Source organism: Exiguobacterium sp. PHA03, from assembly GCF_041945985.1.
Classification (GTDB): Bacteria; Bacillota; Bacilli; order Exiguobacteriales; family Exiguobacteriaceae; genus Exiguobacterium_A.
Genome location: NZ_JAUTYQ010000001.1, coordinates 1,451,600 through 1,475,862, shown reverse-complemented (window position 1 = coordinate 1,475,862; position 24,263 = coordinate 1,451,600). Strand labels below are relative to the sequence as shown.

Sequence of the window (24,263 nt, the reverse complement as noted above, 5' to 3'; positions counted from 1 at the left end):
GATGGAACGAGCACAAATCGAAGATATCTTACGTTCGTCGAAAGAACGAGGAGCGTCCGATGTTCACTTGACGGCGGGATCACCACCCGTCTTTCGAATCAACGGAACGTTGACACCGTTTGGGACAGAGAAGATGAAACCGATCATCATTGATGGATTTGTGCAGTCATTGATCACGGAAGAGATGTATCAACAGCTAAAACAGGACCGGGATATCGATTTTTCGTTCGGTGTGACCGGTGTCGCTCGGTACCGGGTCAACTGCTTTTATCAACGGGGTGCTTTGTCAATGGCGTTTCGGACGATTCCGACTGAGGTACCAACGCTTGAGCAATTAGCGTTGCCTCCTGTTTTAAAACGATTCTTAACGAAACCACACGGCTTGATTCTCGTCACGGGTCCGACTGGTTCTGGAAAATCGACAACGCTTGCAGCGATGATCAATGAAATCAATCAGACGATGTATAAACGAATCATTACGCTCGAAGATCCGATTGAATACTTACATAGTCATCATAAAAGCCTGATCGATCAGCGAGAAATCGGGATTGATGCGCCACGCTTTGCAACCGGCTTACGTTCAGCGCTCCGTCAAGATCCAGATGTCATTTTGCTTGGGGAGATGCGGGACCTTGAGACGATTGCGACCGCCGTGACGGCAGCGGAGACGGGTCACCTCGTCTTTGCAACGGTCCATACGTCGACGGCTGCCTCAACGGTTAGCCGAATCATCGATGTTTTCCCGTCAGAGCAACAAGATCAGATTCGAGCTCAACTGGCGAACGTCCTTGCGGGTGTCATCTCGCAACGCTTGATGCCGCGTTCGGATGGAACAGGTCGCGTCGCAGCCCTCGAAATCATGGTCGATACACCAGCTGTCTCGAACTTGATTCGGACCGGTAAGGAATATCAGATTCAATCCGTCCTGCAGACGGGTAAACAATACGGCATGCAGACGATGCAGATGGCATTGCAGGATCTCGTCAGTCGGGGATTGATTCCGGCTTCTGCTGCATCACCGTACATATCGGGGTGAACACATGGCAGTATTCATTTATGAAGGTCGGACGATGGCCGGCAAACGAAAGAAAGGCAAGATTACAGCACTGACGAAACGAGAAGCCGCAGAACGGTTGCGGACGGATCAGATTGCTGTGACTTCGCTTCAAAAGCAAGAGTCGAAAGGATTAAACACCGAGATTACGTTTCTCAGTGCAAAACCGAAAATTGAACATCTCGTCATGTATGCCCGTCAGTTCGCGACACTTGTGCGGTCCGGTGTCTCAATCGTCAAGGCGACGGAAATTCTGCGGAAGCAGACGGAGTCGAAACCACTCGAACGGGCGCTCGTTGAGGTCGAAGATGACTTACGGAGTGGGATTCAGTTTTCGCAAGCGATTGAAAAACATCCACGGGTCTTTGATACATTCTTCGTCAGTATGGCGATGGCGGGAGAGGCAAGTGGGAATCTCGAGGAAGCACTTGATAACATCGTCACCCAGCTTGAAAAACAATATGAAATCAAACGAAAAGTCATCTCCGCATTGATTTACCCAGCGGTCGTTTCACTCGTTGCCGTAGGGGTCGTCGTCTTCTTGATGATGAACGTCGTCCCGACGTTTGCATCGATCTTTGATCAGCTCGGTAGTGAGTTGCCTTTGATCACGAAGCTCGTCGTTGCCGTATCAGATTTCTTCGTTGCGTACTGGTGGGTCATGTTGTTAATTGCTTTTGGATTAATTGGATTACTGTACTTTAATTTAAAAAACGAACGCCAACGACTATTTTTCGATCGCTTTTTATTAATTATTCCCGTTTTTGGTCCCCTGATCCAAAAGTCGCAGATTGCCTTGATGACCCGGGGGCTGTCCGTCCTGCTTAATGCTTCCGTCCCAATTTTAGCCTCACTCGACATCACGGAGCGAATCGTCACGAATCGGATCATCCGGAAAGGGATTGCGGGTGCCAACGAAGCGATGGCACGTGGCATTCCAATGCACGAACCACTTGAGAAAAACAAATATTTTCCACCTCTCGTCACGCAGATGATTGCGATCGGGGAAGAGTCAGGACGTCTTGATACGATGCTGACGGAAGTCGCGAACTTCTATGAGACAGAAGTCGAGACGACGACAGACCGTTTAAAGTCAATCATTGAGCCACTCTTGATCGTTGTCTTAGCAGCAATCGTTGGTGTCATCGTCATTGCCGTCGTCGTACCGATGTTTAAAATTTATTCGGATATACAAGCAAGTTGACAATTGTAAAAACATTTACCTGATGTGAAAAAAAGACATATTCTACAAAAAATATGGTGCTACTATAATAGTATTCATCTGGATAGTATTACCTACTAACCAAGAATAGTGAAAAAGTACTAGGGAGGCATAAAGAAAATGGTAGAACGTTTAAAAGAAATCTGGTTAGATGCAAAACAAATGCGCGATGAGCGTGGATTGACGTTGATTGAGTTACTCGTCGTCGTCGTAATCTTAGGAATCATTGCAGCAATCGCTGTCGTCGCAATCGGTGGTTTGATCGAGAACTCACGTAAGGATGCAGTTGTTTCGGATGCGAAGCAATTAGTATCGGCTGCGAAACTCTATGCTTCTTCTAATCCGATTCAAGCTGGAGAATCTATTATCTTAGGTATTAACGAGAATGGTAAAGCTATTGGAACTACAGCTGCCACTGAAAAAGTTGCTCGTAAAGAATCTTTAGGTAAATACATCGATGAGATGAAAGATTCATTGAATTCTGATAAGCCATATAAAGATTCTTTTGTTGAAGTGACTGAAGATAATGGTTCATACGAGTATAAAGTTACTCTAACTAGTGATTCTGCTGATTATACTTACTTCTCAGGTGTTGCACCTTCAGCACTTAAACGAAGCGCGATCAAAGAAAACTAATTATCCCCCCTCCTCGGGGGTTTTTTTCTGAACTTTTTTGAAAGGGAGGTCGTGTCATGACGATCGTCTTCACGGTTTATTTTTTCTTGTTAGGCTTACTTATCACGTCGTTTACGAACGTCGTCGGTTTGCGCGTCCCGGTCGGGGAGTCGATCGTTCATCCGCGCTCCCATTGTCCGACGTGTGGACATGTCTTAGGACCGCTCGAACTGACACCGGTACTTGGTTACGCTGTGCTCGGTGGGAAATGCCGTTCTTGCGGACAATCGATTTCAATCAAGTATCCATCGCTTGAATTACTCGGAGGTATTCTTTACGCGTATGCCTTTTGGCAGTTCGGCTGGTCGATGGAACTAGCGTTGACGCTCGTCCTGACGAGCTTGCTATTCATCCTGACGATGTCCGACTTAGCCTACATGCTGATTCCGAATAAAATTTTACTTATCTTTTTGCCAATTGCCTTGATTGTGCGCTACCTTTCTCCACTCGAAAACTGGTATAATCCAATTATTGGTGGAATCGTCGGGTTCGTTCTATTATTCGTCATCTTTCTTGCTTCCCGTCGTGGTATGGGGGCAGGGGATGTCAAACTGTTCGGACTGCTCGGAATCTTCCTTGGACCGCTTCACGTCGTCATTGCCTTGTTCGTCTCGGCATTCGTTGGTTCCGTTCTTGGCTTAACATTACTTGGACTCGGACGCGTGAAGCGGAAACAACCCATTCCCTTCGTTCCGTCGATTGCTGTCGGAACATTACTGACATATTATTTTGCGGATGATTGGGTATCGTGGTACCTCGATTTACTGCTTTAAGAAAGGAAGAACGTACATATGGCGCAACGGCGTAAAGGGACTTATATCTACTTTAATTTTACCGACGTCGCAATCTTCGGTGCGGTCGTCAAAAAAGGCGTCATCAAGCGCCGGGCAGTCGTCGCGCTGCCGCCAGGAACACTGCAAGGAGGCTGGTTACAACCGGAAGCCTCGCTTGACTTCATCTTTGACGGATTACTGACGAAGCTGAAAGTACCGCGTGGTTCGCAAGCGGTGCTCGCGCTCGATGGTTCACTCGTTCTCGCCCGGAAACTTGATATTCCGGAGACGATCGAGACGAATCAAATCCGTGGCTATTTGTTTATGGAGATCGGACATAGTATCGTCTTACCGTTTGAAGAACCATATTTTGATTACACGGTTCTTGAAGAAGACGGCAAGCGGGAAATCATGCTCTATGCCGCCCCAAACGAAGCGCTGAAGCAATACACGCAACTGTTCAAACAAAAGCATTTGCGACTGGTTGCTGCTGAACCTCAACCGCTTGCAACCTACTTCGGGATTGAATCTCATCACCCAGTTACAACAGAAGCCGATACTTTATTGATCTGGAATGCGAATGCGACGAATCACCAGCTGATCATCATCGAAGATCACGTGCCACGTCTGATTCGCTCGGTCGACACGTTTGCGGCTGATGCGTGGGATGTTGATGTCATCGATGATCAATTGCATTATCGTTACCGCTCGGATGATCCGACGGTCGAACTCGTCTTAGATGAGATGTTGCTCGAGTTCTCGCGTGTACTCGATTTCTATCGTTTTTCGCTCGCGCGCGAAGGACGAGAGATCACGAATGTCGTCCTTGCGGGGGACTTCCCGTTCCGTGATGAACTGGCAACACGTTTCCGGTCGAACTTTGATTTAAGTCTCGATGAAATTCCAGATATGATGACGATTGACGGACAGTCAATTCCACGAGCGTACTTACCGCTCGCTGGTCTTGCTTCACCGCGAAAAGACCGCATCAACTTATTACCGGAAAACGACGAAGCACCGAAATATCCGCTTGTCGCTTCACTCATTCTGTTGTTGTTCGGCGGACTCGCTGGTGGTTATCTCTACTGGCAAACCGATCAATTCGCGGATCGCGTCGAATCGACGAACGATCAAATCCAGATCGTCCGTCAGTTGCAGTCGGAATCGGATCAATCGGCAAAGCAGGAAGTCGCGCAACTCAAACAGACAGTCGAAGGACTCGAGACGACGCCACGTCCTGCCGTACCGACGCTTGAACGGATTACCCGTTATCTCCCGGAACGCGGTTATATTCTTCAATTCGCGTATGGTGCGGATCATGCCGTGACGATGACGACCCAATTCGAGACGCTCGATGAACTGAACGATTTTTATCGTGAATTGTTGACGGATAAAGTCTTCTCGGGAACGAATCTTGCGAGTGTGACGACACGGACGATGAATGAAAAGGCGGATGTCGTTACGACGACGACGGTTGATCCGACGACCGGGCAAGAAATTCCGACGACGGAAATTACACCGTCGGATGATGCGAAATCTGAAGAACCACGTTATATCGGACAATTCTCGTTGAACGTCAACCCGACGGAAGTCGTCAAAGGCGAAACGAACGAAGCTGATCCGGCAGTACCAAAAGAAGATCGGCCGTCTGAATCGGAAACGGATAGCTCGACGGAAGCGACTCCTTCAACCGATCCGACGACGGAGACGACTGATCCGAATGTAACGACTGAAATCGAGGAGGTGCCGGACAATTGAAACGTTATAGTAGCTTCATCCTCCTCGGTCTAACGATCTTAATCGTTCTCGGTGCGGTCGGTTACTTCGGTTATACGACCTATACGACACACCAAACGTTGCAAGAAAAAGAAGCGACGTTGAAACGGGAACAGATGGTGCTCGAGCAAGCGAAAGCGAACGAACAGAAAGTCGACGTCGCTGAGTCGAGCTTCCTGCAACAAAAAGTCCCGGTGACGGCAGCGAACGATGACGTCATCGATGCGATTAACGCGTCGAGTCAGATTGCCGGTGTCAAAGTCCAGTCGATCACGTTTGGTCAGGCGACCACAACGCCAACGCCACAGTCACCGGTGACATCAACGCCTGCCGTTGACGGAGCAATGGCGACGGAGTCTGATCAAGATCAAGCGACAACAGCTGCGGCGACAGGAACAACCACAGCGAATGCGACGCCACTTCCGGCGTCATTGACGGTTGAAGCCCCGTCGTATCTTGAATTGATGGCATTCTTAAAACAAATCGAGCGGACGGATCGAATCACGGTCTTACGCCAAATTCAGTTATCGGGACCGGAAGAACCGGGTCCGAGTAGCGGAACGCTTTTGCTTGAGGATGAGATGCTTTCATTCACAGTCGAGATTGAATCGTATTATCGTCCGGACCTGACGAAGTTGACGCCGGATAAGCAAACGCCACTCGAGGAGAAGACACCGAAGTCGGATCCATTTGTCGATGTGACAGGAAATTAAAAGAAAACAAGCGGTTCCTATGCTGTTAGGGACCGCTTGTTTTTTGTTAGACTATTCGATGACTCGAATTATCCGATTCGAAATTAATGGGAAAGAACGTGATACTAATGATAACGCAACCACACTTGATTCTCGCCTCAGCTTCACCGCGCCGGACGGAACTCTTGCAACAAATCGGAATCGTTCACGCAGTCGTACCAGCGAATGTCGTCGAAGAAGCGCCGTACCCGATGTCCCCGCATGAATACGTCCGTCATCTATCGCAAAAGAAAGCGCGAGCGATTACAGCGGACGGTGTCATTCTGGCAGCTGATACAGTCGTTGCAATTGATGATATGATTCTCGAGAAGCCGGCAGATAGGGGAGAGGCACGGGCGATGCTCGCGCGTCTATCGGGACGCGCACATGAAGTCGTGACAGGAGTAACGATTCGCTTTGGTGAGAAGGAAGAGACATTCGACGTGACGACACACGTTCGTTTTGGTGCATTGCCAAACGAATGGATCGAAGGCTATATCGCGACGACCGAGCCCTATGATAAAGCGGGTGGATATGGTATTCAAGCGATGGGTGGCCTGTTCGTCGAAGCGATCGAGGGCGATTACTATAATGTTGTCGGATTGCCGATCCACGAAATCACGAAACGTCTCGCGTCCTTTGCGATCAAGCCGATGTTTGCGTAATCCTGAAACAGAGAGGTCGGATGCTGTGATTGAATGGCCGAAGGATATGGTTCAGTTGAAAGGCTTAGCACAAGCGACGACAGTCGAGTTGTTGGCATGTCTTGTCCGAAGCGGAACGCGCGACCGGACACCGCTCGAAATCGCGGAAGAATTACTGCACATCTATCCTTCACTGATTGAACTCGAGGCAGCTGGAGTCGGTGGACTCGAGAAAGCACCAGGTGTCGGAAAGGCAAAGGCGTTGCAAATCATGGCTGGACTGGAACTCGGTCGTCGTCTCGTCACGGAACCGAAGTGGGTTCGACCGACGATCCGTTCACCGGAAGACGCCGCGGAGCTGTTGTTAGAAGAAATGCGCCTCTATCAACAGGAACATTTCATCTGCCTGTATTTGAATACGAAAAATGAGGTTGTCTCGAAAAAGACGTTATTCATTGGAGGATTGAACACGTCAATCGTCCACCCGCGAGACGTCTTCCGGGAAGCGATTCGCTGCTCGGCTGCGAACTTCATTGCCGTCCATAATCATCCGTCCGGTGATCCGACGCCAAGTCGGGAAGATATCGAGGTATCCGAGCGACTTGTTGAGGCAGGACGACTCATTGGAATCAGTTGTCTTGACCACATCATCATCGGGCATGGACAATTTATTAGTATGAAACAGCGCGGATTTATGTAAGAATAACGTCTGAAGGGAAAGTTTCGTTTCTTTCCGTCAGACGTTTTTTTGTGTGTTTTCTAAGGCGAACTGTAAACAAGCTGTAACGTTTTAACGCTTTCCAATGAAGGCTTTTCCGTTATAATTAGTGAAGTGTATTCTCAGAGAGGGGTTTTTTGAATAATGTTTGGATCATTCAGCCGTGAAATCGGCATTGACTTAGGTACGGCTAACACGCTCGTGTATGTAAAGGGGCAAGGAATCGTCGTCCGTGAACCGTCCGTCGTTGCTTTCCGTACGGATACAGGGAAAATTGAGGCAGTTGGTAATGCAGCAAAAAACATGATCGGTCGTACGCCGGGTAACGTGACTGCACGACGCCCGATGAAAGACGGGGTTATCGCGGATTATGAAACGACCGCTACGATGATCAAATATTTCATGGATCAAGCTTCAAAGAAAAAAGGCTTGTTCTCTTCTAAGACGAACGTCATGATCTGTGTACCAAGTGGTATTACATCGGTCGAAAAACGTGCGGTTGAAGATGCAGCGAAACTTGCGGGTGCGCGTGAAGCATACACGATCGAAGAACCATTCGCAGCAGCAATCGGTGCAGGTCTTCCGGTTTCAGAACCAACAGGCTCGATGGTCGTCGACATCGGTGGTGGTACGACAGAAGTTGCTGTCATCTCACTCGGTGGTATCGTCACAAGCCAATCGATCCGTGTCGGTGGTGATGAGATGGATGAGTCTATCATTCGTTACATCAAATCGAAATACAACTTGATGATCGGAGAGCGGACAGCTGAGACGTTGAAAATGACGATCGGTTACGCTCGCATCGATGAAGAATCAGAGAACGAAACGATGGAAATCCGTGGACGCGACCTCGTCACAGGTCTTCCGAAACAGATCGAAGTCACAAGTGCTGAAATTTGTGACGCACTTTCAGATACGGTCGAAGCGATTCTTGCAGGTGTTAAACACACGCTTGAGCAGACGCCTCCTGAATTATCAGCAGACGTCATGGACCGCGGTATCGTCCTGACAGGTGGTGGGGCGCTCTTAAAGAACCTCGACGCTGTCATCGAAGACGAAACACGTATTTTGACACTCGTTGCAGAAAACGCACTTGATTGTGTCGCAATCGGTACAGGAAAATCACTCGAGATGATGAATGTCCTTCGTTCGAAATCAGGCATCTCGCAAAAAAGATAAGGACGGGATGAGCGATGAAGCGATTTTTAAATAATCGAAAACTGCTCATCACACTCCTTAGTTTTCTCCTTTTGGTGATCTTAATCGGGATTTCGCTGCAAGGGCGTAACCAATCCCACTGGTATCAAAGCTTCGTGCGTGATACCGTGGGCGTCGGTCAACGCCTTTTCGCGACACCGATTGGCTGGATTGATGATACGGTCACTTCGATTAAAGAAGTGCGTGACGTGTACAAAGAAAATGAACACTTGAAATCACGATTGAACGACTATGCCGGCAATGCCGTTAAAGTCCGTGATCTTGAGCGTGAGAATAAAGAATTAAAAGACATGCTCGACCTCAAAGGTTCGATTCGCGACTATAAACTGTTACCGGCAGAGATGATCGGGCGGACATCGTCCGAATGGCAACGGTTCGTGACGATTAACATCGGCGAACAGAAAGGGGTCAAACCGAACATGGCCGTCGTAACAGCAGATGGATTGATCGGTCGCGTCATCCAGGCGAGCGCTTATACGTCCCTTGTGCAGTTGATGTCGGATACGAGTCGGACGAATAACGTTTCGGCAACGGCAGACGACACGAAAGGAAAAGGAGTCTTTGGAACGATTGAAGGCTTCGATGAAGAGACGAAATTACTCAAGTTCACGAAAATTCCGAACGACGCGAAGTTGAAAAAAGGGCAGACCGTCACGACGTCCGGTCTTGGCGGAAAGTATCCGAGCGGGATCGTCATCGGAAAAATCGAAGAAGTGAAATCCGATCAGTATGGGGCTTCGAAAATCGCATACGTCAAACCGGCAGCAGACTTCGAACAGTTCGGTCATGTCTTCGTGATTGAACGCGAAGCGAAGGAACCTTTCGCTGAGACCGATAAGGGAGGGAACACTCGTGAATAACGTTAAGTTGTTTTTCGCCGTGTTCCTTCTTTTTATCTTAGAAGGAACGTTGTTCGCGGGACCGCTTGGAGATGGTTCGCCGTATGTCATTCATACGACCTTGATCGGTCTGATGTTCCTCGGTCGGTACGGGAAGCTTGAACAAGCACTCGGATTCGGACTCGTTTTCGGGTTGCTCTATGATTTCGTGTACTCGGATATTATCGGGATTTACTTATTTGCGTTATCCGCCATTCCTCTTTTTAGTAGCTTCGTGCTAAAATATGTAAAGGAGAACGTATTGACGATTCTCGTCACGTTCACGTTCAGTGCCATTTTGTATGAACTCGATATATATTTCTTCACGGCTTCGGTCGTTGGTGTCGGGGTTTCCTTCCAAGAACTCGCGACACAGATCATTCCAAGGAGTTTGGTTGCCCAGTTGATCGGGATCATCATCCTGTATTATCCGATGACCCGACTCGTGCAGTCGACCCTTGACGAGAAAAGAGGATGAGTCATGATTGAGCGTAAACGTTATGTAACGATGAAAGGCCATCGTGGTGGCCTCGCCGTCTATGTGAATGAAAGGTGCAGTGTGGATGAATTTCTTGACGATTTAGAGTTGACGCTTGCGGACAAATCCGTCGAGAACGGACGCGCCGTACCCATCACCTTCTTCTTCGGTCGACGTTATGTCGATGAAGGGGTGTTGACGGCCGTCGAATCTATCGTCGCGCGACATGATTCCTTCTCTTTCAAAGGCTATGACAGTGAATGCATCACGAAAGACGAGGCAAAAGCCTTGTACGGAGAGCGGACGTTCCATTATTTTGGTGGCACGGCACGCAGTGGGCACGTATTAGACGTTGAAGGTTCGATCGTCATCATCGGAGATATCAATCCGGGGGCGGTCGTCCATGCGACAGGAAGTATCTATTGTCTCGGAGCTTTGCGTGGTACCGTTCATGCAGGTAAAGGTGGTAATACGGAAGCAGTCATCGCTGCAAGTGTGTTGCAACCGAAATGGGTCGCGGTCGCTGGAACCGTCCATGAGGAGCCGGATGACGCACCGATTCCTGCTCTCGATATGGGCTGTGCATTTTTAGGCGAAGACGGGGTGGAATTCTCCCGCCTTCAAACCGTTCCGCTTGCGCGGATGGATCAGTTTGCGATTGATAGTGAAAGAGGGTGACGGATATGGAACAAGTGAAAGAACAGGTACATATGGAGGCGAAGACGAATATGGGACGCGCCATCGTCGTCACATCCGGTAAAGGCGGCGTCGGTAAGACAACGACGACAGCGAACATCGGAACAGCACTTGCATTGATGGGGCATTCGGTTTGTCTCGTCGATACAGATATCGGGTTACGCAATCTGGATATCGTGCTTGGTCTCGATAACCGGAGTATCTATAACATCGTTGACGTCGTAACGGGACAATGTAAATTGCACCAAGCGCTCGTCCGCGATAAGCGTTTTGAAGAGATGTATCTGTTGCCTGCTGCTCAATCAAAGGATAAGTCCTCCGTCACACCCGAACAGGTGAAGGCAATCATCGACACGCTGAAACTTGAATACGATTTTGTATTGATTGACTGCCCGGCAGGAATCGAACAAGGATTCATGAATGCGATTGCTGGAGCGGATGAAGCTGTCGTCGTAACGACACCGGAAAAAGCAGCCGTCCAAGATGCGGACCGGATCATTGGGATGCTCGAACGCTCAGAACGAAACATCGTTCCAAAACTCGTCATCAATCGGGTGCGTTCGCACATGATGGCATCAGGTGATATGCTCGATATCGATGAGATTATGCGTATTCTTTCAATCGATCTGCTTGGTCTGATCATCGATGATGAAGAAGTCATCGCCGCTTCGCACCGCGGTGTGCCTGTGACGATGAATCCGGATAACCGGGCTGGACTCGGCTACCGGAACATCGCCCGCCGGATTCTCGGAGAATCCGTGCCACTGCTTGATTTAAATGAACAACCGCAAAAAGGGTTCTTCGTCAAATTGAAGAAGATGCTTGGGATGAAATAAGAATGGGAAATTAGACTAGGACGACATCGTCGCGCCTAGTCTAATTTTTTTGGAGGGATCAGTATGCGATGGATTAGTGAACAGACCGCTTCACTCGAACGATTGGCGTTGGTCGAAGGCGGTCGATTGATTGAATATCATGAACGGATGCGTGACGAGATCCGGGTCGGAACGTTCGTTTATGCCAAGGTCGACCGGTTGCATCCGACGCTCGGAGCAGCCTTTTTGATCGCGACTGACGGTACGCCGCTTTACTTACCGCTTAATGAAACGGTGGAAGCACTTCGTCGCTATCCGGACGTGCCAACGATCGGACAAGCCGTCCAGGTCGGGCAGACATTGCTCGTTCAGGTCGTCAAGGAAGGGGTCGCACCGAAGCAACACAAGGTGACGCAGAACATCACTTATGGTGGACGTTATCTTGTCTATTTCCCGTACGGTCGCCGCGTCCGTTTCAGTCGGAAGTTGGATCTCGTCGTCCAGCGTCAACTGGCGGAGCAATTGACGACGACGGAAGAAGAAGGGATTCTTTACCGGACGGAGGCAGCGAAAGCATCAATCGACGAATTGAAACAAGAGTTACAGTCATTACGGATACGGCATAAAGAACTCATGCAGGCGCCGCGTCTTGAGCAAGACGAGGCATTGATCGTCCAGGAAGCGAAGCGACTTCCGCATGTCACCGATGCGCTCGTCATGACGCGTCAGGAAAAAGAACGACTCGAATTACTCGGTCTGTCCGTTGAACGATCGCTACGAAAAGGGCGCTTACCTGAGATGGAAGCCATTGATGGGGCAATCGAAAAAGCGATGCAACGGGTCGTCTGGCTCGACGGAGGAGCGTATCTCTTGATTGAAGAAGTCGAGACGATGACTGTCATCGACGTCAACAGTGGGAAGACGATTTCGGTCAAAGAACAAAAGCGGACGTTTGATCAAATCAATGAAGCGGCTGCTGTCGAAGTCATGCGGCAATTACGGTTACGTAATATCAGTGGGATGATTGCAATCGATTTTTTACGTGGCTCAAGTAAAGGTCAGACACGGGTGACCCAACTTCTCAAAGAACGAGCCGCACTCGAGACGAAACAAATCGAAGTGTATGGATTTACGAAGATGGGCTTATGCGAACTGACGCGACAACGACACGGAAAATCATTGCAGGAACGATCGCAGGAATCCGGTCAATGGACACGATTAAGCGTCTATCGGTTAATTGAACCGAAATTGCTTGAGATCGCGACCTATGCGGAAGCGGTCGTGATTCGCGCGCCGCGTCACTTGTTACAAGACGAATTCATCTCTCGCCAACCACTCGAGGTGCACGTGCTAGAAGGCGATCCAGCCGTCCTATTCACAGGGTCGTCACAGGACTGTCTTGATTTCATCAAGCGATCGGAATAATCCTTCAGAACAGCATTGACAAGGTGGAAGAACGTTTGGTATTCTGAATAACGTTAGTTCGTTTGGAAGCACCCAAATGACTACAACCGCACAGACCGGGTTTTAAAGCATCTGCTGCCCGTGATGGCGAGTCTGAGTTCCTAAGAGGAGGTGCACGTAATGTACGCAATTATCAAAACTGGTGGTAAACAAGTCAAAGTCGAAGCTGGCCAAGAAATCTACGTTGAGAAATTAAACGCAGACGTCGACAGCACAGTTGAATTTGGTGAAGTATTGATCCTTGGTGGTGACGATGTTAAAGTCGGCGCTCCACTCGTAGAAGGTGCGAAGGTCGTAGCAACGGTCATCAAACACGCTCGCGCGAAAAAGATCACTGTCTTCAAAATGAAAGCGAAAAAGAACTACCGTCGTAAGCAAGGTCACCGTCAACCTTACACGAAGGTCCGCATCGAGAAAATCGAAGCGTAAGCCATGATACGTGTCAAGATTCGACGAGATGAAGCGGAACTCGTCCGCTCCATCGAAGTGACAGGACATGCCGAGTTTGCAGAACCAGGTCTCGACCTTGTCTGTGCCGGCGTATCGTCGGTGATCTTCGGGGCATACAATGCCATAGAAGCATTACTCGGGCAGGTCCTGCTCCTTGAAATGGCAGAACAACAAGAGGGTGGCTACTTTTATGTAGAACCGTACGCTGACTTAGCACCGGATGTCAGTGAACGCACCCAATTGTTACTGGAGGCGACTTTGGTCCAGCTTGGTACCATCGCTGAAAGTTACGGTGAGTTTATCCAACTTGAACAAGTATAGGAGGTGGATTCCACATGTTGAAACTTAATCTTCAGTTCTTCGCATCGAAAAAAGGGGTAGGTTCGACAAAGAACGGTCGTGACTCGCAATCGAAACGCCTTGGGGCGAAACGTGCAGACGGTCAAACTGTTTCTGCTGGTTCAATCCTCTACCGTCAACGCGGTACGAAGATTCACCCAGGTATGAACGTCGGACGTGGTGGCGATGATACACTTTTCGCAACTGCAACTGGTGTCGTTCGTTTCGAACGTCTCGGACGCGACAAGAAACAAGTCAGCGTTTACCCAGCATAAGGATCGACGAAGCAGACTCTAGCCACTTTCGAGGGTTAGGGTCTGTTTTTTTTAGGAGGGAACGACCGATGGAGGAACAACAGGTACTTGATCTTTTAAAGACTCTTCGTCACGAGTGGTTGAACCGGATACAACTCGTCCGTTCGTATGGCGCGATCGGAGACGAACAAGCAGTCGAGTCGATCTGTTCGGCGTACCGGGAGCAAGCATCTCGGGAAGGACGTCTAGCGCAAATCGGATTGCCGAAAACCGCACTGGCGTTGTTGCAAGCTGAATGGTCAGGCAAAACTGTGACGTATGATGTCATCGGAGCACCCCATATGGAAGATGAGCGGTTGAAGCAACTCGTCGAAGCAGCCATCACCATGATTGATGTAGGAGTAGGAGAAGTATCCGTGACCTTCCACGAGGGCGTGACCATCGAGATCTATCGGGATCTACTAGATATGTCGCGCCTTAAGGATCTAGTGACGCCGATGGAAATCGAGTCGCAGACGGAAAATGAGTGTGTGATTGAGATTGAAAGTCTTCCGTTTGAGGAAGAGAAGTAAGAGGAGGGATCCGACATGTTTGTCGATCAGGTAAATATTTATGTAAAAGCAGGTGACGGAGGACGTGGACAAGTAGCGTTCCGTCGCGAGAAATACGTTCCGGACGGCGGTCCTGCTGGCGGTGACGGTGGTCACGGAGCTCACGTCGTCCTTGAAGTCGACGAAGGACTTCGGACATTGATGGACTTCCGTTACAAACGTCACTTTAAAGCGGTTCAAGGTGAAAACGGAATGTCAAAAGGGATGCACGGTCGTAAAGCTGAGCATTTAATCGTCAAGGTTCCACCAGGCACGGTCGTCTATGATGATGATACGAACGCGGTCATCGCTGACCTCGTCCATCATGGACAACAAGCGATCGTCGCAAAAGGCGGACGTGGCGGACGTGGAAATACACGTTTTGCGACACCAGCCAACCCGGCACCTGAACACGCGGAAAACGGTGAGCCAGGGGAAGAGAAGTACTTGAAGCTTGAACTGAAGATGCTAGCAGACGTTGGTCTTGTCGGCTTCCCGAGTGTCGGGAAATCAACGATGTTATCTGTCGTTTCAGCAGCACGTCCAAAAATCGGCGCGTATCACTTCACGACGATCACACCGAACATCGGCGTCGTCGAAACGGAAGATAGCCGTAGCTTCGTCATGGCTGACTTGCCAGGATTGATTGAAGGCGCAAGTGAAGGCGTCGGACTCGGTCACCAGTTCCTGCGTCACGTCGAGCGGACGAAAGTGATCGTCCACGTCATCGACATGAGTGGGATGGAAGGACGCGATCCAATCGAAGACTACAACATCATCAATAAAGAACTCGCGGACTATAATCTCCGCTTGACAGAGCGTCCACAAGTCGTCGTCGCGAACAAGATGGATATGCCGGATGCGGCAGAACACCTTGAAGCCTTCAAGGAAGCTTTCCCAGAGCTTGAAGTATTCGAAATTTCAGCAGCAACACGCCAAGGATTACGTGATCTCTTATTCCGAATCGCTGACCTCGTTGATGCGACGCCAGAATTCGGTCTTGAGGAACTCGAAGAGAAAACAGCGACACCACGTGTCGTCTACGGTTATGAAGCACCTGAAGCCGGCTTTACGATTTCGAAAGATGAAGACGACTGCTTCGTCATCAAAGGACCACGAATCGAAAAACTCTTCACGATGACGAACTTCATGCGTGAAGAATCGATTAAACGTTTCGCTCGGACACTGCGTCAAATGGGTGTCGACGAAGAGTTACGTCGTCTTGGTGCGATCGACGGCGATGTCGTTCGAATCCGTGATTTCGAATTTGAATTCGTTGAGTCATCCTTCTAAGCGGTTCATTCCATTAAGAAACGGAGTGTGAAAGCATCGTGGACCCATTGCCCATGATTTCATTCGTTTGGTTAATTCCGATTCTCATCTTATCCGCGTTCTTTTCCTCAGCCGAGACAGCACTAGCGAGTGTCAATCGGTTGCGGTTGTTGCACCAGTCTGAAGCAGGGGACGCGCGTGCGTCCCGTGTGTTTCGGTTGCTTCAACGTTATGAGGAGACATTGACGTCGATTTTGATCGGGAATACGCTCGTCAATGTCGGCTTCATCTTGTTTGGCGGCTGGTGGATCATCCAGTTCGCCGAGACGATCGCAACGCAGACCATTGCCTTTCTTGGGCTGTTCTTTCTGTTGCTGTTGTTTGGAGAATTGATTCCGAAATCGTATGCCCGTGAGCATACGGAACGTTACGTGTTATTGATCGGACGTCCACTGCGCTTCTTCTTACTGTGCTTTCGACCGCTCGTTTTCCTGTTACTCCGCTTACGCCAGTTTGCGCTTCGATTGATTGGAGCCGATCCGAAAGGGCCACTCGTGACCGAACAGGAACTCAAGGCACTCGTCGATATCAGTCAGGAAGAGGGAATCATGGGAATCGCTGAAGCTGAACTTGTCCACCAGGCGGTTGATTTTCAACATGCAACGGTAGAGAATGCTTTGACGCCACGCATGGATATTCAAGCGATCGATATCGATGCGCGGCTCGAAGACATCCTTGCAGAAGTGCAAAAAGGCGGCTATTCTCGTCTACCGGTCTATAAGGACTCAATTGATCATGTCATCGGTGTCTTATCCGAACGGGACTTTCTGCGTGCATACGTGAAAAATGGTTCCGTCGATATCCGGGAATGGATTCGACCGGTATCGTTCGTCGTACCACAGACACGATTGATGGATTTATTGCCGGAACTCAAAGTCAAGCAGTCCCATATGGCAGTCGTGCTCGATGAGTTCGGAGGGACGGCAGGTCTGATCACCCTTGAGGATATTTTAGAAGAAATTGTCGGGGAGATTTGGGATGAACACGATGAATCATTGGAATATACGAAACGGATTGGTCCAGAACAATTTGAATGTCTAGCGGAGTATGACATTGAAGACTTCTGTCAGCAATTTCAATTGACGATGCCGGACACGGATGCCCAGTCACTTGGGGGATGGATCATGGAGGAGAGCGGTCAATTGCCGGACGTCGGAACGGCGATGCGTTATGAACGTGTCACGTTGACGGTCTTGCATATCGAAAACCGCCGCGTCCGGAAAGTCTTAGCGACGTTTGATCCTCCCGCTATGATGCCAGAGCTACCGCTTGAATCGATGTAACAATAAAAACCGCTCATTCCTTAGGAATAGGCGGTTTTTTGATGTTCAGACATCGAGTTCCGAGACGAGGATTCCAAGATGGTCAAGTTTTGCGATAGCTGCTTCTAGTGCGTCTTCATGATCCGCTTCAAGCGTATGGATATGGACTCCGTCGGTCAAGCTCGACAGTGGAGTAGCTTGTGTCTCCTCTAGCTGTTCAAGCAGTACACGGACATCTCGGCGGCTTTTTAGCATCAACTCACCTGTAATGAAGCCGTAGACAGGATGCTCGATGATGACATCCCGGATGACGACGCCTTCGTCAACGATGGCATCACATTCATCCTTTAATTGCTCGATGCCGTGGCGACAGACGATCTTGCGGCGTAATTTCGAACCGTCGATTTCAGGGTCATTGATCAAATACCCACGAGCTGTCGCGATGACGGGATATCCTTTTGCTTTTAACAATGATAAATCCTGCACGATCACTTGGCGGCTGACGCCTGCTTGTTTCGCCAGTGCTGTTCCCGTAACAGGTTGTTCACTTTCCTCAATCATACGAAGTAATGATTTCCGGCGTTCTTCTCCGGAGATGCGTTTCACCATGATGTCTCCTACCTTTCTCCAGTGTCATGAGATCGTGTTCAACACATCAATGCACTGTTCGATTTCTTCGTTCGTCGTGTGTCTTCCAAAACTGAGTCGGATCAATCCATGAGCCGCCGATTCATCAAAGCCGATGGCGCGTAATGTCGCATTCGGACCATTTTCTCCAGCCCGACAGGCACTACCGGCGGAAACGGCGATTCCAGCACGATTCAAGGCGAGCAACGCGTGTTGACCGTCCCGTTGTTTCGTATGGATGGCACAGATCGAAGCCAGTTGCGTTGGAGATTCAACGATCAGATAACGAGACGAAGACAATGTTTTTTTTAGCATACCACGAAATACCTGACTGGATGCCTGGATTCCTGGATTTTCTAAGCGCGACGCCTCACAGGCAGCGATGAAGGCGGCAATTCCCGGAACATCGACTGTGCCTGGGCGAATCCCGAACTCATGATGTCCTTCGTAGTAGGGACTAAAGAGCGGTCGTCGCAAATACAGGGCACCTAACCCTTTAGGACCGTAGACTTTATGGCTACTCATCGTGTAAGCGTCAAAGGAGTCGATGGTAATATCATCTTTTAAAAATCCTTGAACCCCATCGCAATGAAACAGAATCCCGCGCGATTGACAATATACTGCAATTCGTTCGACTGGGAACCGAAAACCGGTATCCGAATTGACGTGTTGAATCGAGACGACACCAACCTCGTCCGTACAAGCCGTAACGAATCGATCCCAGTCGAACGTTCCGTCCGGCAGTAGAGAAAGATGACGTGTTTCTTGTGCCCAACGCGCAAGTGGAAGCAAGACCGAGTCGTGTTCACATCGAAGTGTCAAGACAACTGATTTGTTACTCTGTCGTATCAAGTGTGTCAAAGCGATGTAATTTGCTTCTGAACCGCTTCCTGTAAAGATGATAGATCCTTCTTTTTGAGCTAATTGTTGCATCAGGTACTGTCGTGCTCGTTGAAGCAGGCGTTCTGCATCCCCACCGATGTCATGAAGAGAAGAACTGTTGCCGTAGAACGATTGAGCGGCTTGTTGATAATGGTCGAGTGCTTGTGGATGCAGCGGAGTAGTAGCTGCGTAATCGAGATAGATCATGAAAAAATCCTGTCCTTTCGTCTTGTCACTCAGCTAAAAGTATGCCAAACTTATTGTCAAGTCAATAGTAAACATTTAGATATAGAGGTGTAAAACATATGTCTTTACATAAAAGGCTTGAGACGGATGTATTGATCATCGGAACAGGGCTTGCTGCGATTTCGGTCGCCTTGCATCTTCCGCCTGGAACTGAAGCGTTGCTTGTCACAAAAGGCACGCGATTTGAGACCAACTCTGTCCGAGCACAAGGTGGGATTGCTTCTGCTTATGCGGAAGTTGATCATCGTGGTCATTTTGAAGATACGTGTCAGGCGGCAAAAGGGCGCATCAATCCGTCCGCTGTTGATTATGTGACCCGATCAGGAGCCGAGGCAATGGAATTCTTGTTACGACAAGGTGTCCTGTTTGATCAATCCGAGGGAGAGTTCTTGCTCGGTCGAGAAGGTGCGCACCGTTTGCCGCGGATTTATCACTCTGGCGGGGACGAGACTGGCAAACGAATCATGGAGACGTTAATGCCGCGAGTGCCTTTTCCGATTCTTGAGCAGACGTGTATCACGGAATTGATTCAAGTAAATGGACAGGTTGTAGGTGCAGTTGGATATAGCCATGGAGAACCGATCGAGATTGTGGCGCGAGCAACGATTCTCGCTACTGGTGGAGTTGGTGGAATATTCGCGTCGTCGACAAATGATCCATCGATTCAAGGAAATGGGATTGCACTAGCTTTTGAAGCGGGAGCGACGATTCGTGATCTCGGCTATATCCAGCACCATCCGACGGTACTTGTTCATGCAGGTCGCTCAGAAGGTTTGATTACGGAAGCACTACGCGGAGCAGGAGCCATTCTTGTGACGAAAAGCGGGGACCGGATCATGGCAGATCATCCGATGCAAGATTTAGCGGCGCGCGATGAAGTCGCAAAACGAATCCATGAGGTGCGAAAACACGAACCGGTCTATCTCGACACGTCAAAAGTCGTTGATCGAACAAAACGGTTTCCAACGTTTGTCGAAAAATGTGAAAAACTGAACATGAATCCAGATCTCGTTGAAATCGCACCAGGCATTCATTTCTTAATGGGTGGAATCGAGACGGATCTGACAGGGCAGACGAATGTCGAAGGACTTTACGCGGTCGGCGAGACAGCATCGATCGGACTGCACGGTCGAAATCGTCTGGCGTCGAACTCGCTTCTTGAGTGTGTCGTCATGGGGAAAGCAGTAGCAGAACAGCTCAAGTTATTACCTGATTTAAAGCTAGAACGCGTCAAACGACGTCCAGGAACACTTCGTTCCGTAACAGACCGTCTATCGCAGGTCATCGGTGTCGAAATGGATATTAGGCAGGTACAAGAATGTCTGAATGCGTTAAAAGGCTGGGCATTAGAAGAATCCGGACAGGAAGCAGAAGAAAATCGATTACGTTACGTGACAGCATGTCTATTGCTTGAAGGGGCGCGAAGTCGGTTGACAGGAGAGGATGAGAACATTGAACAAGTGGCAGTTACGGCAACAACTGGAGGCATTTTTAATCGAGGACATCGGACAGTGGGATATCACGAGTGAAGGATGTCTGACGGGACAAGAACGCGGAACTGGTCGTTTTTTAGCAAAGGAAGACGGTGTCTTCTGTGGAGTAGACATTATTCGTGAGATGGCGCATCTGTTACAAGTCAACGTGACGATTCATATAGCGGAAGGGACGGTCGTCACGCGAGGAACGCTCCTTGCTGAGTGGTCTGGTTCGTTACAGGATATTTTAAGCGGAGAACGCGTCGCTTTGAACCTTGTGCAACGCTTATCTGGGATTGCGACGCAGACACGTCAAGCGGTCGAGGTAGTAGCAGGACGAATCCGAATCACGGATACACGGAAGACGACTCCTGGATTACGGATGCTAGAAAAACACGCCGTTCGCGTCGGTGGTGGCTATAGTCATCGCGGACGACTCGATGACGCGGTCATGATCAAAGATAACCACATCACGGTCGCGGGATCGATTACGGAAGCGGTGATGCGAGCAAAACGAGTTGCAGGTCATACGACACCAATCGAAGTCGAAGTTGAGACGGAAGCGGAAGTACTTGAGGCAGTGGCTGCAAAAGTCGACATCATCATGCTCGATAACCGGACACCAGCAGAAATCAAACAGCTCCGGCAATTGATTCCACCACATATCACGGTCGAACTATCCGGCGGGATTACGATAGACACGTTATCAGACTTCGTGGATAGCGGAGCAGACGTCATCTCACTCGGTGCGTTGACGCATTCAGTAACAGCACTTGATATTAGTATGAAAATCGAAGGAGGAAAAAAAGATGTCATTTGATCTATTACGTCACGAAGGGATTCCGGCGTCATACTTACAGCAATCAGAAGCAGAATTGATTGCGATCATCGAAGGGGTCAAAGCACGGATGGGCAGTCGCTTATTCTTACCTGCCCACCACTATCAAAAAGACGAAGTCGTCCAGTTCGCGGATGCGACGGGAGATTCGCTCCAGCTTGCACAAGTCGCGAAGCAGATGACAGAAGCCGAATATACGGTCTTTTGCGGTGTTCACTTTATGGCGGAGACGGCAGATATGCTGACCGATGCGTCACATACGGTCGTTTTGCCTGACATGCGTGCTGGCTGTTCGATGGCAGATATGGCGAATGATATACAAACGGAGCGTGCCTTTACGATCTTGACGGAACGGTTCGGAGATTCGATCTTACCATTGACGTATGTCAATTCGACAGCAGCCATCAAAGCATTCGTCGGTCGTCACGGTGGGGCGACGGTGACATCATCGAACGCTGTCCAAATGGTCGAGTGGGCGCTTGCTGAACGAGACATCTTATTCTTCCTGCCGGATCAACATCTCGGTCGCAATACGGCACATGCGCTCGGAATTCCGTTAGAGCAGATGGCGATTTGGGATCCGATTCGCGACGAACTCGTTTTTGACGGGGAGGACCAAGACGTCCGCGTCATCTTATGGAAAGGGCATTGCTCGGTGCATGAGAAATTCACAGTCGGACAAATTAAACAGTTCCGCAAGACGGATCCGGAGCGAAAGATTCTCGTTCACCCGGAATGTTCGCATGAAGTAGTAGCAGCGTCAGATCTCAACGGATCAACAGCGTACATCATTCAACAAATCGAACAGGCTGCTCCTGGAACGAAGTGGGCGATCGGAACAGAGATGAACCTCGTCAATCGACTCGCGACGACTCATCCGGATCTCGACATCGTGTCGCTCAATCCGTTCATGTGCCCGTGTCTGACGATGAACCGGATTGACTTGCCGCATTTGGCTTGGGCGCTCGAACAAGTCGAAGCAGGTGAGCCGGTCAACATCATTAAAGTCGACGCAGAGACGACGCGGCATGCCGTATTGGCGCTCGAACGAATGCTTGAGCGTTCGTAAAATAGAGAGTGAGAGCGTGGTCGTGCAAACGATCACGCTTTTTGTCTTCTGATTGAGAGAGCGAACGTATGTATTGATTTTTGCTGAAGAACGCTTTGAAGCCAAACGAAGATGTATGCTACAATAACACGAGAGTTTGTTTAAGGATGGGAGCGTTCCACATTGATAGAATTCGTACGCGGCGAAGTCGCTTATGTCTGTGCGGAATTCGTGACGGTAGAAGTTGGCGGGATTGGCTACAAGATCGTAGCACCGAACCCGTTTTTTTATCGGACCGGAGACGAACAGATCATCGTATATACGTATCACTATGTCCGTGAGGACCAAGAAGTCTTATTCGGATTCCGTTCCCGGCGTGAGCGTGCCTTGTTCACGAAGTTGCTCGGTGTGACAGGGATCGGACCAAAAGGAGCGCTTGCAATCGTCGCATCAGGGAATGTCGATGCGCTTGTTGAAGCGATCGAACAAGAAAAGGAAAGTTATCTCGTCAAGTTCCCAGGTGTCGGCAAAAAGACAGCAAAACAAATGACACTCGACCTAAAAGGAAAGTTAGCAGAGCTCGCGCCAGACTACGTACCGAGCGAAGGCTTGTTCGCACAAGGTAACGCAGAGCTGAACGAAGCCTGTGAAGCTCTGACGGCGCTCGGTTACAGTGATCGAGAAGTCGAAAAAGTCAAAAAAGCGTTGCAGGCAGAAGTCCTGTCAACGGATCAATATGTTAAACGGGCACTCCAGTTGTTATTGAATGTGAGGTGAGGACATGGAAGAGCGCATTTTGTCAGAATCCGCCCATGCGGAAGATCAAGAAGAGTGGAGTCTGCGTCCTCAGACGCTCGAGCAATATATCGGGCAGGAGAAAGCAAAAGGAAACTTAAGTGTCTTCATCGAGGCGGCAAAAATTCGTCAGGAAACACTCGATCACGTTCTTCTCTACGGTCCTCCAGGTCTTGGTAAGACGACGCTTGCGACAATCATCGCAAACGAGATGGGGGTCGGCATCAAGACGACAGCCGGTCCTGCGATCGAACGACCAGGTGATCTAGCGGCAATTCTCTCATCACTTGAGCCGGGAGACGTCCTGTTCATAGATGAGATTCATCGGTTGAGTCGATCGATCGAAGAGATTCTATATCCGGCAATGGAAGACTATTGTCTCGATATCGTCATCGGTCAAGGGGAACTCGCGCGTAGCGTTCGGATCGACTTGCCACCATTTACACTCGTCGGTGCGACGACGCGTGCCGGGATGCTGTCGGCACCGCTACGTGATCGTTTTGGCGTGACGCTGAAGCTTGAATATTATACGATGTCAGAGTTGTCTGCCATCGTGACCCGGACATCACGTCTGTTTGGATTCGAAGCGGATCGTCTCGCAGCAGAAGCGATCGCCCTTCGTTCACGCGGAACACCACGTGTCGCGAACCGGTTGTTACGGCGTGTCCGTGACTTCGCTCAAGTTGCTCATCAAACTGAGATCGATGCCTCGCTTGCGACAAGTGCACTTGATCGCTTGCATGTCGATGCGCTCGGACTCGACGATGTCGACCATCGTTTACTACGATCGCTTGCAGAACGGTTTGCCGGTGGTCCGGTCGGTCTTGAGACGATTGCAGCGACAATCGGAGAAGATGCGCAGACGATCGAAGATGTGTATGAACCATATCTGTTACAACAAGGCTTTTTACAACGTACCCCGCGCGGACGTGTCTTAACACCGTTCGCCCGCCAACATTTAGGACTGAAAGAAGGAAATTGAA

27 protein-coding genes and 1 other annotated feature are annotated in these 24,263 nt (G+C 49.5%); of the genes, 25 read left to right on the top strand and 2 right to left on the bottom strand.

All coding sequences use genetic code 11. The features are described from left to right. Position 1 precedes the first annotated feature (1 nt). The 20 genes from Q7C19_RS07875 (at position 2) to Q7C19_RS07780 (ending at position 17,390) form a co-directional block, all read left to right on the top strand. Positions 2-1,036, top strand: a complete 1,035-nt coding sequence (locus tag Q7C19_RS07875) for a type IV pilus twitching motility protein PilT (RefSeq protein ID WP_231496884.1) — start codon at positions 2-4, stop codon at positions 1,034-1,036. A 4-nt stretch (positions 1,037-1,040) separates the two neighbouring features. Continuing rightward, entirely contained in the window at positions 1,041-2,258 is a 1,218-nt protein-coding gene (locus tag Q7C19_RS07870) for a type II secretion system F family protein (RefSeq protein ID WP_035406463.1), read from the top strand. Positions 2,259-2,396: 138 nt separating this feature from the next. Next, positions 2,397-2,912, top strand: a complete 516-nt coding sequence (locus tag Q7C19_RS07865; protein ID WP_290751829.1) for a type II secretion system protein — start codon at positions 2,397-2,399, stop codon at positions 2,910-2,912. Between the two features lie 56 nt (positions 2,913-2,968). Then, positions 2,969-3,724, top strand: coding sequence for a prepilin peptidase (locus Q7C19_RS07860; protein WP_375091927.1), 756 nt, complete (start codon positions 2,969-2,971; stop codon positions 3,722-3,724). A gap of 18 nt (positions 3,725-3,742) precedes the next feature. Next, on the top strand, positions 3,743-5,482 hold the full coding sequence (locus Q7C19_RS07855) for a fimbrial assembly protein (protein WP_375091926.1): 1,740 nt from the start codon (positions 3,743-3,745) through the stop codon (positions 5,480-5,482). Next, positions 5,479-6,213 carry a YfgM family protein gene (locus tag Q7C19_RS07850; protein ID WP_290751819.1) on the top strand — a complete coding sequence of 245 codons (735 nt, stop codon included), beginning with the start codon at positions 5,479-5,481 and terminating at the stop codon, positions 6,211-6,213. Before Q7C19_RS07855 ends, Q7C19_RS07850 begins: the two co-directional genes overlap by 4 nt. A 107-nt stretch (positions 6,214-6,320) precedes the next feature. Continuing rightward, entirely contained in the window at positions 6,321-6,896 is a 576-nt protein-coding gene (locus tag Q7C19_RS07845) for a Maf family protein (protein WP_056062542.1), read from the top strand. 46 nt (positions 6,897-6,942) lie between these two features. Further along, positions 6,943-7,575, top strand: a complete 633-nt coding sequence (gene radC, locus Q7C19_RS07840) for a RadC family protein (protein ID WP_050677672.1) — start codon at positions 6,943-6,945, stop codon at positions 7,573-7,575. Positions 7,576-7,737: 162 nt separating this feature from the next. Further along, entirely contained in the window at positions 7,738-8,772 is a 1,035-nt protein-coding gene (locus Q7C19_RS07835; protein WP_029342258.1) for a rod shape-determining protein, read from the top strand. A 14-nt stretch (positions 8,773-8,786) separates the two neighbouring features. Continuing rightward, the gene (mreC, locus tag Q7C19_RS07830; protein WP_035406478.1) at positions 8,787-9,671 is read left to right on the top strand and encodes a rod shape-determining protein MreC; all 885 of its coding nucleotides are present in this window, start codon (positions 8,787-8,789) and stop codon (positions 9,669-9,671) included. Next, entirely contained in the window at positions 9,664-10,167 is a 504-nt protein-coding gene (gene mreD / locus Q7C19_RS07825) for a rod shape-determining protein MreD (protein ID WP_035406481.1), read from the top strand. The genes mreC and mreD overlap by 8 nt, the downstream gene beginning before the upstream one ends. 3 nt (positions 10,168-10,170) lie before the next feature. After that, positions 10,171-10,845 (top strand): septum site-determining protein MinC, encoded by a 675-nt coding sequence (locus Q7C19_RS07820; RefSeq protein WP_035406484.1) that lies wholly within the window; start codon positions 10,171-10,173, stop codon positions 10,843-10,845. Positions 10,846-10,895: 50 nt separating this feature from the next. Then, positions 10,896-11,699, top strand: a complete 804-nt coding sequence (gene minD / locus Q7C19_RS07815; protein WP_029342255.1) for a septum site-determining protein MinD — start codon at positions 10,896-10,898, stop codon at positions 11,697-11,699. 63 nt (positions 11,700-11,762) lie between these two features. After that, positions 11,763-13,103 carry a ribonuclease E/G gene (locus tag Q7C19_RS07810; protein ID WP_290751810.1) on the top strand — a complete coding sequence of 447 codons (1,341 nt, stop codon included), beginning with the start codon at positions 11,763-11,765 and terminating at the stop codon, positions 13,101-13,103. Between the two features lie 74 nt (positions 13,104-13,177). After that, positions 13,178-13,247, top strand: a sequence feature (ribosomal protein L21 leader region). A 15-nt stretch (positions 13,248-13,262) separates the two neighbouring features. Further along, a complete protein-coding gene (gene rplU, locus Q7C19_RS07805; RefSeq protein ID WP_012370978.1) occupies positions 13,263-13,571 on the top strand; it encodes a 50S ribosomal protein L21 in 309 nt (102 codons plus the stop codon). 3 nt (positions 13,572-13,574) lie between these two features. Continuing rightward, entirely contained in the window at positions 13,575-13,913 is a 339-nt protein-coding gene (locus Q7C19_RS07800) for a ribosomal-processing cysteine protease Prp (RefSeq protein WP_023468945.1), read from the top strand. Between the two features lie 14 nt (positions 13,914-13,927). Next, complete coding sequence (gene rpmA / locus Q7C19_RS07795; protein WP_012370976.1) at positions 13,928-14,206, top strand: 50S ribosomal protein L27; 279 nt, start codon at positions 13,928-13,930, stop codon at positions 14,204-14,206. Between the two features lie 68 nt (positions 14,207-14,274). Then, positions 14,275-14,757, top strand: a complete 483-nt coding sequence (locus Q7C19_RS07790) for a Spo0B domain-containing protein (protein WP_308101818.1) — start codon at positions 14,275-14,277, stop codon at positions 14,755-14,757. Between the two features lie 15 nt (positions 14,758-14,772). After that, positions 14,773-16,068, top strand: a complete 1,296-nt coding sequence (gene obgE / locus Q7C19_RS07785) for a GTPase ObgE (RefSeq protein WP_023468943.1) — start codon at positions 14,773-14,775, stop codon at positions 16,066-16,068. Between the two features lie 53 nt (positions 16,069-16,121). After that, positions 16,122-17,390: a hemolysin family protein gene (locus tag Q7C19_RS07780; RefSeq protein ID WP_069201482.1), complete on the top strand. Its 1,269-nt coding sequence runs from the start codon at positions 16,122-16,124 to the stop codon at positions 17,388-17,390. Between the two features lie 45 nt (positions 17,391-17,435). On the opposite strand, the gene Q7C19_RS07775 is transcribed toward Q7C19_RS07780, so the two are convergent. Beyond that, positions 17,436-17,978: a transcription repressor NadR gene (locus Q7C19_RS07775; RefSeq protein WP_375091925.1), complete on the bottom strand. Its 543-nt coding sequence runs from the start codon at positions 17,976-17,978 to the stop codon at positions 17,436-17,438. Positions 17,979-18,002: 24 nt separating this feature from the next. After that, positions 18,003-19,085 (bottom strand): cysteine desulfurase family protein, encoded by a 1,083-nt coding sequence (locus Q7C19_RS07770; protein ID WP_375091924.1) that lies wholly within the window; start codon positions 19,083-19,085, stop codon positions 18,003-18,005. 98 nt (positions 19,086-19,183) lie between these two features. On the opposite strand from Q7C19_RS07770, the gene Q7C19_RS07765 reads away from it, so the two are divergent. The 5 genes from Q7C19_RS07765 to ruvB all read left to right on the top strand — a co-directional run bounded on the left by Q7C19_RS07765 (position 19,184) and on the right by ruvB (position 24,262). Beyond that, complete coding sequence (locus tag Q7C19_RS07765; RefSeq protein ID WP_375091923.1) at positions 19,184-20,653, top strand: L-aspartate oxidase; 1,470 nt, start codon at positions 19,184-19,186, stop codon at positions 20,651-20,653. Then, positions 20,568-21,419 (top strand): carboxylating nicotinate-nucleotide diphosphorylase, encoded by an 852-nt coding sequence (nadC, locus tag Q7C19_RS07760; protein WP_369792025.1) that lies wholly within the window; start codon positions 20,568-20,570, stop codon positions 21,417-21,419. Before Q7C19_RS07765 ends, nadC begins: the two co-directional genes overlap by 86 nt. After that, the gene (gene nadA, locus Q7C19_RS07755) at positions 21,409-22,506 is read left to right on the top strand and encodes a quinolinate synthase NadA (RefSeq protein ID WP_308101813.1); all 1,098 of its coding nucleotides are present in this window, start codon (positions 21,409-21,411) and stop codon (positions 22,504-22,506) included. Before nadC ends, nadA begins: the two co-directional genes overlap by 11 nt. Before the next feature lie 162 nt (positions 22,507-22,668). Next, positions 22,669-23,262 (top strand): Holliday junction branch migration protein RuvA, encoded by a 594-nt coding sequence (gene ruvA / locus Q7C19_RS07750; RefSeq protein WP_023468936.1) that lies wholly within the window; start codon positions 22,669-22,671, stop codon positions 23,260-23,262. Positions 23,263-23,266: 4 nt separating this feature from the next. Next, the gene (gene ruvB, locus Q7C19_RS07745) at positions 23,267-24,262 is read left to right on the top strand and encodes a Holliday junction branch migration DNA helicase RuvB (RefSeq protein ID WP_035406506.1); all 996 of its coding nucleotides are present in this window, start codon (positions 23,267-23,269) and stop codon (positions 24,260-24,262) included. Position 24,263 lies beyond the last annotated feature (1 nt).